Source organism: Pseudomonas sp. BT76 TE3572, assembly GCF_050435365.1.
GTDB classification, from domain to species: domain Bacteria; phylum Pseudomonadota; class Gammaproteobacteria; order Pseudomonadales; family Pseudomonadaceae; genus Aquipseudomonas; species Aquipseudomonas fluorescens_W.
Map to the genome: position 1 here is coordinate 6978919 of NZ_JBNDKE010000001.1, position 12409 is coordinate 6991327.

7 protein-coding genes and 1 pseudogene are annotated in these 12409 nt (G+C 52.5%); 6 read left to right on the top strand and 2 right to left on the bottom strand.

The genetic code is table 11. From position 1 onward, the window contains the following. The first annotated feature begins 148 nt into the window (after positions 1-148). Entirely contained in the window at positions 149-559 is a 411-nt protein-coding gene (locus ABH912_RS31975) for an SRPBCC family protein (RefSeq protein WP_429512871.1), read from the top strand. 269 nt (positions 560-828) lie between these two features. On the opposite strand, the gene ABH912_RS31980 is transcribed toward ABH912_RS31975, so the two are convergent. Both ABH912_RS31980 and ABH912_RS31985 read right to left on the bottom strand, forming a co-directional pair. Next, positions 829-2283 (bottom strand): tyrosine-type recombinase/integrase, encoded by a 1455-nt coding sequence (locus ABH912_RS31980; protein ID WP_429512873.1) that lies wholly within the window; start codon positions 2281-2283, stop codon positions 829-831. Positions 2284-2997: 714 nt separating this feature from the next. Further along, positions 2998-3166: pseudogene (locus ABH912_RS31985) on the bottom strand (DDE-type integrase/transposase/recombinase); the annotation flags it as partial. Positions 3167-3416: 250 nt separating this feature from the next. Here ABH912_RS31985 and ABH912_RS31990 point away from each other — a divergent pair. The 5 genes from ABH912_RS31990 to ABH912_RS32010 all read left to right on the top strand — a co-directional run bounded on the left by ABH912_RS31990 (position 3417) and on the right by ABH912_RS32010 (position 12406). Beyond that, the gene (locus tag ABH912_RS31990) at positions 3417-8822 is read left to right on the top strand and encodes a sacsin N-terminal ATP-binding-like domain-containing protein (RefSeq protein ID WP_429512875.1); all 5406 of its coding nucleotides are present in this window, start codon (positions 3417-3419) and stop codon (positions 8820-8822) included. Positions 8823-9022: 200 nt separating this feature from the next. Beyond that, complete coding sequence (locus tag ABH912_RS31995; RefSeq protein ID WP_429512876.1) at positions 9023-10141, top strand: HNH endonuclease; 1119 nt, start codon at positions 9023-9025, stop codon at positions 10139-10141. 227 nt (positions 10142-10368) lie between these two features. Then, positions 10369-11439: a hypothetical protein gene (locus ABH912_RS32000; protein WP_429512878.1), complete on the top strand. Its 1071-nt coding sequence runs from the start codon at positions 10369-10371 to the stop codon at positions 11437-11439. Further along, positions 11436-11972 (top strand): hypothetical protein, encoded by a 537-nt coding sequence (locus ABH912_RS32005; protein ID WP_429512880.1) that lies wholly within the window; start codon positions 11436-11438, stop codon positions 11970-11972. The genes ABH912_RS32000 and ABH912_RS32005 overlap by 4 nt, the downstream gene beginning before the upstream one ends. Next, positions 11969-12406 (top strand): hypothetical protein, encoded by a 438-nt coding sequence (locus ABH912_RS32010; RefSeq protein WP_429512882.1) that lies wholly within the window; start codon positions 11969-11971, stop codon positions 12404-12406. Before ABH912_RS32005 ends, ABH912_RS32010 begins: the two co-directional genes overlap by 4 nt. The last annotated feature ends 3 nt before the right edge of the window (positions 12407-12409 follow it).

Sequence of the window (12409 nt, forward strand, 5' to 3'; positions counted from 1 at the left end):
ACGCATTCTCACGGTTACGGACAAAGCGCTGACGCTGAGTCAGCGCTGAGTTAAAGCGGTAAAGCCTGCGTCCTTAAAGTGCAGTTTTATTGGCATAGGCAGCCGCTTGAATGAGTTGTTGTCGATCCAACTATGATGAGGAACAGTTATGGCCAATGCAGCGGCATCAATTCGTGTACCCGCTTCAGCGGAAAAGGTCTGGGATTTGGCAGGTGGATTCAATTCGTTGCCTGACTGGCTGCCGGGTGTGACAACCAGCGAACTTGGCGAAGGCGGGCGCTTACGCAGCATCTGTCTAGAAAGTGGTGAAATCATCGTCGAGCGTCTCGAGTACTTTGATAACCAAGGGCGCACTTATAGCTATTCCATTACCGAAGGGGCGTTCCCGGTTACCGATTTTTTTTCGATATTTACCGTACTACCTGATGGTGAAAATGCGTCGATTGTTGAGTGGTCCGCAGAGTTCACCGCCAATGGTGTTAGTACCCAAGAAGCCGAGGCGATTTTCCTGGGTATCTATGAAGATTCCCTCGAATTTCTCAAAGCCAAATTCGTATGAGCAGTAACAGGAGCACACTCACGTTTCCTGCATCCAAGCTGGCATTTACGATCAGCCACCTACGTTTGTCTCAGCTAAACCTCAGTCTCGTTATCGAAAATGGAACGGGTTACCAGGCTCCACAAGCAGGTATTTGAATCGGTTGGCTAGATTGCTGGGAAGTTTTTTCCACCAATGTAAGTCTGTCACCTTTGCTCATCGTTAATTTTAAGGACACAACACGGGTTGTCGCGGTTGTTAAGTTCCGGAGAGCGCTGGGTGCAACAGTCTTATGACGGCGTCCGCGTCTCTGTCGCGGTGTACGCTGGAAAAGACATCATCGACTCGGTCGGTGAGTGCTCGTAGGTTGAGGACAACACCGCACTGAGTCGATCGCCCAACAGGTTCCAGGCGCGTTTCTTCTCTTCGGCATAATCGTGATGCAGGTAGTGGCGCCTCACCCGAGAGCCAGCCAGAACATGGTTTTGGCAGCGGTCGATGACGTCCAGGCTGATCCCCAAAGCTTGCATTATGGTCGCGCCCGTGCGGCGCAGGTCATGCGGCGTCCAGTCGCCGTTTTGGTCGTCGGCAAGGACCAGGGTATCGTCGTGACGCCGTCTGGAGAGGGCCTTACGGTTTTTGAACCGGGCCTGGCGATCGCCGACCTGTTTGCTCACCACTTTCACGTCCACATGCCCATCATCCTGCTTGTTCGGAAAGCACCATTGCGAGTCTCCCGTCAGGATTTTGAGTTCCTGAAAGAAATGCAGGGCGAAGGGGGAGAGGAAGACATGGTGGTCTTGTTTTTTGCCACGGGTGCCTTTGACATTTTCGCTGGGGAGGAACCAGGTCCGCTGGTCTAGATCGACATTTTTCCATTCGGCCTGCAGCAACTCGCCAATCCGGCACAGCGTGCCCAGGCTGATCCAGAGCGCAAGCTGTGTTTCCTTCTTTAGCGGTCGAATGCCGTCGTATTTTTGGCCCGCAGGGAGGGCGTCGTAATTGGCAGTCATTTGCTGGAAGCGGGTGTGCAGTTCCAACAGCTCAGCCGGGGAAAGGATGCGGCTTCTTTCCGCTTCGTAGTCGGCCGGGATCAGGGGGGAGATGTCGACCAGTTCCGTTGGGTCCCCCTCGATCAATAAGGCCCGCCAGGGCTGACGCTTTCTAGCCCAGCTAAACATCTGGGTGAGGTCGGCGAAGAAACTGATGGATTGCCGGTGAGCGCCGCGGTTGACCACGGCCCGGATCAGCGCCCGAACATCGTGTTCGGACACACTACTTACCGCTGTCTTGCCAAGTGCCGGGAATAGGTCCTTGTTAAAGCGCCGTTGCAACTCGGCATTGCCGTCTTTACGCGCGACGCCATCCAGCAGCCAGGCCTTGGCCAGATCCTGGACGGTCAGCGTTTTCACCTTCGTCGACTTTTCCTGATCGGCTTTTGCGTTCGTCGCGGCATGAGCCTGTGCTTTGGCGGTTTTCTTGTGCTCGTTGGGATTGATCTGCTCATCAATGAGCGTCCTGGCCTGGTTACGCGCCTTGCGGATGTCCGTCAGGGATTTGCGCGGCCAAGACCCGCAGGAGTACTCTTTGTTCTGCTCGCCCCACCGATAGCGATAGAAAAAGCTGACCGACACGCCGTCCTTACGCAGGGAAATTCGGCCGGCGAGATTGCCATCTTCCCGGAGGATGCGGCCGGCATCTTCAGCGGTCAGCGACTCGAGTTCTTTGATGGTGATTTTGGCCATAAAATGGGTTCCCCCTACTTTTACCCCCACAAAAACGTCGGCTCTTGATGGACGTTACTGGACTCTCGTAGAGCAGAACACCGCTGGAGCTCAAGTAAATACTAGCTTAGAAAAATCCACAGTAAAATTTTGGAGTCTTTCAAGACGTATGAAAAAGGAGATGGGGTGCTAGGGGGCGAGTGTTCGAATCACTCCGTCCCGACCATATAATTCAAAGGGTTGCGAGATTTTATCTCGCGACCCTTTTTTATTTTTTGTCGTTTTTACCCCTACAAAACGACTGGCTCTCAATGGAATTCCCGCCTTTTTCGAGCACTTGAACATTGCGTGTTGAGCTAATCACGCTTCATATTTGCTACAGGAAAGCACTATCCGGCGGTCGAGCGGATAGTTGAGGTGGATAATGCAGACTCGACACGTATAAACCTGACCTAGGTATTGTGTCGATCTCCTATAGGGCGTTGATAGCGCACAATAAAAGCCCGACACAAGGGTCGGGCTACCTGTTTTTTTCGGGTCAGCCCCCAAATGAGAGAGAGTGGAGAGTTGCCCGGAAAAAGCAGAATGGCATCACGCCAAAAGTGGCTAATGGACCTCAAAAAAATGGGGTGTAGTGGTCAACTAATTCCGGAGACAATGTTAAGTTTTCTCAGTCTGAGCGCGCGCCAGCCTGCCGTAATGCGAGCCCTGATTTGAGTCACACAGCAGCCCTTAAGGCCTAGAGCGTTGCTCGTAAGCCATGTCCAACGCCTTGATGACTAGATCCGCATCCGGCTGTTTGACAGTGCCCTACCCACAATTCAGCGTGCGTAGAGATCCAGAGCGACAGCTAGGTAATGCCATTTTCCTCGGCCCAGATGGTGATGTCGCCACAACTTGTTTGGGTGCCGACATATCAAGCTCTCAATTCAAGATGTTCGGAATAGGCCAACTGACGCCGCCAGATGCCGATTGCTGAATCTCATATGCTGCCCTTTGCGTACAGGTCCAAACATCACATTAATTGAGGATTCTGTACTAGCTGAAATAAAGACCTAAAAATCTGCTAGGGCCACTAAACTGGCGAACGACTGGTACAGACGCTGGGCCCAGCAAACCTGCGAGCGGTGCCATAACAAGGAGGTATACGTTGAATGTCTGGAAGTATTGAAATGCCGTTAGTAGACCAAGAACTCGGCCCTGCGGAATCAGTCGAGAAGCTGATGAATCAACGTATCTCTAATTACCTAGCTGCTCGCAACGATCCCAGCCTTTATCAGAGCGTACGGAATATGTCGCAGTTCGTCTCAGATGACTACGGCAACCGTTTTCTCGTAGAACTTATCCAGAATGCTCATGATGCTCACGATCCAACGCGTACAGATGGTGAAATTGCCGTAGCGCTGGACATTACTGAGGGCCATGGTTGTTTGTATGTTGCTAACCGTGGTACTGGTTTTACTGGTAAAAATTTGCAAGCTATTACCAACATTGCGCTGAGTAGCAAACCCGTCAATGCCGGTATCGGAAATAAGGGGCTGGGATTTCGAAGTGTGCTTCAGGTGTGCAGTTGGCCCGAAATCTATTCGGTTCGTGGCGAAGGGGGAGGAGCCACCTTCGACGGATTGTGCTTCCGGTTTGCGACCATTGATGATCTGCGTGCTCACAAGGATGTGCACTCAGCCGACGCCGCTGAAGAGATGGCCAGCAACCTACCTTGTTGGCATATACCAGTCCTCACTGAGCCCGATGACAAGGTTACACGATTTGCCGAGGCAGGCTTTGCCACCGTTGTCCGATTACCTTTGAAATCGTTAGAAGCCCTGCAATCCGTACGGGCGCAAATTGACGTGCTGATGAGCTTGTCCACACCGCTTCAGTTGTTTTTGGATCGGGTCGGACGTATATCTCTCGATTCTGGAATGAACGAGCCTTTCGTCCTAGAACGGTCGGTAGAGGAGACCTGGCCTGTAATACCCAAGGGCTTGAAGGTGGACTCGCCAATCACTGTGGCCAAGCTCTGCCTCGGCAATGCGAGGTTTGTCGCGGCTCATTGGGACATCGATGACCAGCTGTTCAGGCAGGCGTTGAACGCAAGCCTTGAGAGGGAAGAGATACCGGAAAGTTGGAGGGATTGGGACGGTATCGCGAGGATCAGCATCGCGGTCCCGCTGGGTGCCCCCTTGGAGATGGGAAGGCTGTATTGCTTCCTACCGCTTGGTGCGGAAGGCAAAGCACCGTTCTGCGGCTACATCAATGCTAACTTCTACACGAAGATGGATCGAAGAACTGTCGACGTATCGATTGGCCTCAACGAATTCTTTATGCGCACGGCCGCCTGGTTAAGCTGCCAACTGATCGACTTTATGGTCAAGAGTGGGTGGGCGCAGGCGCCGAGTGCGGTCGTCAGCCTTCTGTGTTGGGACGAAGCGTATCAACCCGCGTTGAAGCTCGGCATGGGCGACGACGGCCAAGGCATCTTGAATCGGGAGTTTCTCCCTGTACGTGGAAATGATGAAACGATTTCCTGGGCATCGCCCAAGGAAACGTATTCATGGATAGCTCCCGGCAATGCCTGTCTATCCACTAAGGCAATTTGCGAGATTGGAGGCGGAAAGGTATTAGTCGATTCGCTCACGCTGTCGCAGAGAGCAGCATTGGATCGATTGTATATACGACTTAGGCAGTCTGACTTTAAACCTCCCGCCAAAGTGGTCGCGGGCTGGATTGAGGCAATCGCCGTAAAAATGCATGAGCAGATCGCCGCCCCGGAGCGGTGGGCTGATTTTTATGATGAAGTGTCTACCGTGATGGCGGGCCATGCTTCGTATCTTTCCGGCAAAAAGTTTCTGCTGAGCGTCAGTGGCGACTTAATCAGCAGTGAGTTACCTGCGAACACTAACTCCGGCCGCAGCCGGCGGGCAGCGGATGTCTATTTCGCGCCAGTACTGTCTGTCGATGCAGACGTCGACGATGAAGCTAGCAAGCGAGCTTTACCTTTGGATCAACTCCCCGCAACGCTGCGTAAGGGATTCGCCTTGTTGAGCCGAGATATACCCTGGTTGAAGGACGATGGCGGCCATCGACCTGGCCGTTCCTTCCTCATTGCCGGTAAGCTGGCCCGCGAATACGACACCCGAGACGTACTTCGAACCCTTGCCGGAGTGACTCGCTCATCCGCTCCTGACCGTACACGAGAACAGGCCCTTGAATGGGCCTTTAGATTATGGAGCAGTGGTCGGTCGCTTTCCGACAAGGAGACGCGTTCGGCTGATTTCTTTGTACCGACCGCCAACAACTGGGTTGATGCGAAGACAGCTATGTTTGGCGCCGGTTGGGAGATTCCGAATGGCAGCAAGTTGCAAGCGTTGCTACGGATCACTGCCGATGACTCTGACGATATGAAGGTTTCTTTGGCACGCTTGGTGCCGGAATTCGTTGCGTGGCCAATTCGTTATGGAACCCAATCCGAATGGGTTCGTTTTCTCAATGCCAGTGGCGTGGTTGATTGCCTGCGCCCCATTGGCGGTGAAAGCATCACCGCAAATCCTATTGGCTTCCCCGCACTATTGCCATTAATCGTCACACGCGATTTGCCAGGAATCACCGAAACGTTGCGCTCCCACTGGAAAGCGCAAATTACGCAAGACTGTTCCCAAATGTATTTTACACGCAGCTACCGGGCAGAAATGCGGCCTTGGCGTATTCCAGGTCAGGGTGAATGCGAGTCCTTTCCGCCAGATTTCAGGAGAGACTTTGCAGTACAGGTTGCACTGGCTATGCGATCGTTTAGTGACGAACATCGTTCATTCCGCGCCGTACGGACGGAGATCGGCAATGGAGAGGTACACCGGCTATCAACTCCACTACACGCCTTTCTAACCGGAGCTCAGTGGTTACCGGTGATTCACCCGGGAGGTAAGTTACGGTTCGTTAAACCCTCAGATGCATGGTATTTCAACAGCGAAGAGGAGCGCCCCCCGCGCTTCGTAGAGTTCGTGGCCCACCAAGTGGCGGTAGCGATTGACTCCCAATCGCTCGAATGGCTTCAACGCGAAGCGAAGTTTGGATTGTTCAATAATGAGTTGCATGCTGGGCGTGCGTTGCTCGCACTCATCGAATCAGCTTCTGGGGGAATCTCCGATATTCGGGACGTGCGGCGGTTTCAGGAGTGGTTTAGACGCCTATGGATCCACGCACGTAAGAAAGGTACACCTGAGGCTGGCACTTCTGTGCCAGTACGTATAGGCAATGAAATTCGAGTGCTCACCAGGACGATCGAAGAAGATACCGAGCCATACTTCGATGATGAGCGTGATGGGGTAAAGAAGCAGTTGTTGGAGGAGGTCGGAGAACCTATTTTCGACTTCGTGCCGGGAGACACTGCAGCTGCGTGGGGGTGGGTGAACAGTAGTGTTCCGCAAAGGTTTCGACTCATCTCTGACGAGCCAGCTGAGGTCTACGTCGACGGCATCAGATTTGATGACCGTACGCCAAGTCGTCTTCTGAGCGATGTCATAGGGTCATGGTTTGTCGAGTTCCTTGTGTGCATTGCAGAACACAAAAGCAGTGTATTCATGCAGTCAACCCAAAGAACACTTGGGCGCATTCGACGTGCGGCATTGTCGTTGGAGGTGGTTAGCGGGCAAAAAATTCAAATCGCCCACGGCAACAAATGGGTAGCCATGCCTTTGTCACTGCGTGGTTCACTTGTTCTCAATCGTGCGGCTGGTCCTGTACTGATAATCCAAGCAGAGCAGGAGCCTTTGACACTGGAGCATGTTGCAGGAGCATCAGCCCAGTTGGCTGTTGCTCTGGGGGCGCGAGATTTGGCGCATGGTCTTGATGCTGCTTTGTTGCGCCTTGCCTCCACAATGCGGAATGGGGGCGAAGAAACTCCCGATGATACGATTTTGGCATCGGCTCTGGGGGTGGAACCGGAAGCAATCCGGCAAACACGGCTTCTCGTAAGTGGTGATTTGATTGGAATGCTCCATCTCGCGATACCGCTTTCGGCCTGTAAAGGGTCAGCGCAAACCACGGCACGCCTACAAGAGCTTTCTACGCAGAGCGAACCTCAGGATGAAGATCTGCGTGCGGTATTTGAAGCGTTGGCATTCGAGATTGGCATGCCGCTTCCAAACCTTGAGGCTCGGATGATTCATCTGACCGATTTGTCCGATCTCAAGGTGGAGTTCTTACTTCCGATCGCCCAACTCAATGAGGCCATTGCTGTTCTTGGCGACCAATACAAACTCGCCAGCAATGAGCATATGCATCTAGAAGCCTGGATTCGCCATTTGCGCCTACAGCAGACAAACACAATCGAACGCTTGCGAGAGCGTAGCGTTGGTTTATTCGATAAGAAGCTGAGATTGGATGCATACATCGCCGCTAGGGAAGGGGTGCTTGCTATCGCTCCACAGCCAAGCTGGTTCACAACGTATGACGAATTACCCGCAGCAGTGATGGATACCCAAATCGATAGTTGGATTGATGGAGCGATGCCTGCTAGCGCTTCGGATGTGTCATTGGACCTGACTCTGACTGAATGTCGAGCGTCCAATGGCGCAAAACTTCGTAATTTTTTGACTGATTACGCACCGATACTGTCGGCCTGGGTTCGCGCTGGCGGAGTCGCCACAACTCACTTGGTACGCCAGACATGGAGTACCCCAGAAGCGGCGCGTGACACCTGCATCGCCCATGCGCGTGACTGTGGTTGGCTGGACTTTCGTTTATTGGATGATGATCAGATCGTGCAGTGGTTGTCCCAAGCCAGTATCTGGCCTATTGGGAAATCCGCAAGCAAGGATTTGACGTATTGGGGGTTATCCGCGGACAGCATGGTTAGCAATGAGGAGCGGGCGAAGAATATTCGGCTTGAACAACAGCGACTACGTACGCAGGTAGAGTTTGACGGTGTATCCATGTCCGCGATCTCGGCGGGTTATATCGACATCGCCGCGGCAGTTGTTGCTGCGGCAGCGCAAGCACCCGCTTTGAATCACGTTTCATCGAAAGAGGCGACGTTGCAAACGATAGATTTGTATAAGACAAACGGGACCTCGGGCGGTGGTGGGATTGGAGGTCTGCCCAAGTTTTCCGAGACGAGCATGTCAGATGAGCAGAAGCTCGCGGTGGGTTTAATGGGAGAGCTTTGGGCCCGGGAATGGCTTCGCCGCCTACACAAGCTAGAGTCAGTTGACGAAAGCATATGGGTATCCCGCTATCGCGATGCAGTATTAAACACGAGCGGCGGTTCGGACAGTTTGGGATATGACTTCATTGTCGCTACCAAGAGCCGTACTTACTACTACGAGGTTAAGGCTAGTACTGGAAACCCATTGAGATTCGAGCTGGGGCCTACCGAAATCTTTGCGGCACAACGCTATCGTGTCGATAGCGAGCACAAGTACCGAATCCTATATCTCGCCAATGTGGGAGACCCCGCTCGGATGACTCCTACACTCCTTGCCAATCCTTTCTCGAGTAAAGGTGCTGGAACGTTTCGGGCGATTGGGAAGGGAAGCGTTGTGTACGAGTTCAATCCAAAATGAAACACGCTTGCGGAAACGGTCTGCTAGGACTTTAGGGCGACGACACAGCAGTCAGAGGGATGCGTGAGATTACGTAGAAATTGTCGTCCTTAATGCTGAACTTTGTGAAGTGTGTTCCCGGTACGCCTACGGATGTGCTGCAAAACGCCTTACAACCTAAACGAACCATCGATACCAATTGAACAAGGACGAGCAAGAACATGGCGCTGTTCATTCAGAAACCCATCTTTTGGAACACAAACCAGTACCTTGCGCCTTCCGGAGTCCTTGGAACAAGTGGCTTCCCTGAAGCAAACGGATACGGCCATGAGGAGTGGAATAACTCTTCAAAAATGGTCCTTTTGCGTGGAAAGAATCGTTTTCGAGTGTTTCATACAGAGGGGGTGGGCGCGGCACCAGTTGACCAAAACGCGGGGCAGACATTCGTGTTTTTGACGACGTCGCATGACCGCATTCAACAGCTAGTTGGTATCGCAGGGAATGCAGTCGGACTGTTCGACGACCACCATCTTGCTCAGCGCGAAGAAATTGTTCGCGAGTTATCGCTAGGCGACTTTTGGGAGGACGCCTGGAATGTTGAAAATGTCCGAAAGCGGTTCGCTGGTAACCAAAAGAAATTCCTGAAAGCTTGGGAGAAGGACCTGCACTGGATTCCAAACTGGATCTGCCCAGAGGATTATTTCTGGTGGTTTGAAAAGCCAATTACTCTGGACCCATGGATGATCACGGGAAAGGAGAGGTTGCTTGGAATGTACAGTACCTACACCGATCTGGATCTTCCGACGGTAGGGCGAATTCTGGACGCCATACCTGCAGCTCAGCGATATGAAAAATGGGATCGCCTGATTGACGCTATTCAATGCGCTCCTTCCGAGCCATTGCCGGCCGAGGACATCACAGAGGGAAGTGAACCCATCACAGAGGTGCTTACTCGAGTTAATGCCCGTCGCGGACAGGGTAGGTTTCGTGAGGACCTGATGCAGATTTGGGGCGGCGCTTGCTCCGTAACGGGGTTGGCGTGCAGGGAGATTCTTCGTGCTTCACATGTGAAACCTTGGATCGACTCTACTGCCAAACAACGCCTTGACCGCTACAACGGCCTTCTATTGTCTGCGAATTTAGACGCTTTGTTTGATAAAGGGCTAATTACATTCGATAGCTTGGGCCAAATGCACGTTTCAAAACGTCTTGATGGAAAACACAGAGAGGATCTAGGCCTGCCGAAGCCGCTGCGTTTTGTCCCGAAGGAACTGGTGCCTTACCTTAAATACCATGAGGAAGAAGTCTTTCAAGATAGCAGAAGCGGGATCACCTACTGATCAACGCTGTTGCTCGTGGCGGGCTGGACGCGGAAATGGGGTCTCGACTTTGCCCGATTCAGCGAAGCGCTTGACGCGACTCAATCGTATTCGAGAACTGTAGTGGTCTGCAGCCAATCTGACTGACAGCGAAAAATTGATCGCTGTTGGGGCTGCAAAGAACGCCAACCGGCGTTACCATGATGTCAAAATGTCATTGTTCTCATGAGCATAGTCAGGTACGACGGTTGACAATCCATAGCCAATACACGTGCGCCATTGAAGGCAGTCTACGTGTGCATGTCCCAGTTCGGCTTTATGAGCTAACACTCAAGCACCGCCTACTTGACCAGTTGGGTGGTTTTTCGCATTTGATTTTAGAAGCGCTCGATGTGATGCCTGATAGGGGTATCGGGTGGGTTATAGAACGGACAGCCCTCAATCCCCAGCAACTGCATCCTATTATTCGCCGACTCGAAGGGCTTGGGTTGGTGGAGAATTTCAATCTGACCGCTCGCGCCAAGCCTCTTCTCAAGGCTAAGCGGTTACTGCATGCGCAAACAAAATACCTGTGGCTCGACGGAGACTACAGGCGCCACTCGTTTTGCGGAGTACACACGCTGCAGACGTCAGAGCTTAATGACGAAACTGAGTTCGTGATTCGGTCATGGCATCGTGGGGAAGGTAAGCCACGTTTATGGCCGAGCAGTGACTGGGGGGAGGATTGTGAGCGGCAGAAAAACCGAATCTGGGATGTTCCCGAGCAGTATCTGCCGGTCGCTTTCGAGAGTTTCAACGAATGTTTTCGAGACCAGAAATTTGTCAGGTCAGATTGGGCTCTGTCCGTATGGGTGGCAGCGGAAATATCACGCGACGTCCGTGCTATTGAAGTTGAGCTCAAAACTGACTCTTTGCGACATGCGAGACCCAACGATTTTACGTTTGCTAGCCCAGTCGTTTGCCTTTCGACTCGATTCAATATGCCCGAAGGCGCGCCTGAGCATTTGAGCAGTTTGCTCCCCGCTAACCATTGCAGGTTCACCACGTTTGTTGATCACGATGATGAGTCAGTAGGAGAGCTAGAGCTTACTGATGATCCTAAAGCTTCCTGGGTGTGGCCAGTCGTCGAGCGAGCGACCAAAGATCAAGTCATCGAGCATCTCTTCCAAGAGCTGGCGTTGGCTGAGGAAAACGTCTCATCGGTTTTCAATCGTCACCATGCCCTAGAGGAGCGTTGGCAGCATCTAGGCTTCAACTGGGCAATGATTCAAGAAAGCTTGGATTTAGATGGCGTGTATCCAATTGAGGATGATCAATGAAGGTCGTTGATGTGTTCGCCAATATGGCTGAGCAAATGGTGGATGACGCCCAGGTTCGGCGTTACGGAACCATTTTGCTCACGCAAGGCGCAAGAGGACTGGGGAAGCTGAATCCCACTGTCGTGTGGGTTGATGCTGCAATCGCCGTCCTCGAAGCGACAGCCAGCTACCTGCGTTTCTGCGCGGCTCGTGAGGTCACAGCACAGCTGAGGGAGTTCAATAAAACACTCGAGGCAACGCTCGCACAAGACCTGCGCATTGGGGAAAAACAGCTCCAACAGCTGCAGCGCGAACGTTCTGGGCGTAAGGAACAAATAACTCAGGTGTTGAAGCATTCCAATCAACAAAAATCGTTGACCCTCAAGAAAGTTCGCCAGCAACTCGATACCTTGAAACGAGTGCATGTGCTGCTTCAAAAGGAACGACAGGACCTAGGTAATTTCCAGCAGTTGATCGGCCTACAGGTATGCCTTGATCAGTGCATTGACGCGACGTTGGCACTACTGCTCACCCCAACCGGAGAGAACACATGAAAGCACCTCGCAAACCTACGCCCCCCAAGCCCACTTCAGGCAAATCCGCTCCCAAAAAAGGTGGAGGTGGATTCAATGTGAATCAAGCGATGCAGATGGCCAACACATCGATTGATGCATTCAAGTCGTTTGTTGATTACAAGAAAGAAGAGGAAGTCACCAAACGGACCGTGATTGAAGGGCAGCGACAAATTCTGCTTGGGGAGCAGCAGTTGAAAGAAGCTGAGCTCGAGGATGATCAACACAGGCGCGATCATTGGGCAAGAATTCAAGAGCTTTCAAACCAGAGCCGAGAGGCCGATCAGCAGTACGACATAGCAATGACCACGCTCGAGACTAAGGCTGATAGAGAGGACCGGGTACTCAAGCAGCTCGAGTCTGGAAAAATCACGGCAGAGGACGCTGCCATGTTGCTAGGTGGCGGACAGGAATAAGTT

What these genes read in the sequence shown, in the direction of transcription:
- ABH912_RS31975 (WP_429512871.1), top strand. Translation starts at nt 149, where the DNA reads ATGGCCAATGCAGCGGCATCAATTCGTGTACCCGCTTCAGCGGAAAAG.
- ABH912_RS31980 (WP_429512873.1), bottom strand. Translation starts at nt 2,283, where the DNA reads ATGGCCAAAATCACCATCAAAGAACTCGAGTCGCTGACCGCTGAAGAT.
- ABH912_RS31990 (WP_429512875.1), top strand. Translation starts at nt 3,417, where the DNA reads ATGTCTGGAAGTATTGAAATGCCGTTAGTAGACCAAGAACTCGGCCCT.
- ABH912_RS31995 (WP_429512876.1), top strand. Translation starts at nt 9,023, where the DNA reads ATGGCGCTGTTCATTCAGAAACCCATCTTTTGGAACACAAACCAGTAC.
- ABH912_RS32005 (WP_429512880.1), top strand. Translation starts at nt 11,436, where the DNA reads ATGAAGGTCGTTGATGTGTTCGCCAATATGGCTGAGCAAATGGTGGAT.
- ABH912_RS32010 (WP_429512882.1), top strand. Translation starts at nt 11,969, where the DNA reads ATGAAAGCACCTCGCAAACCTACGCCCCCCAAGCCCACTTCAGGCAAA.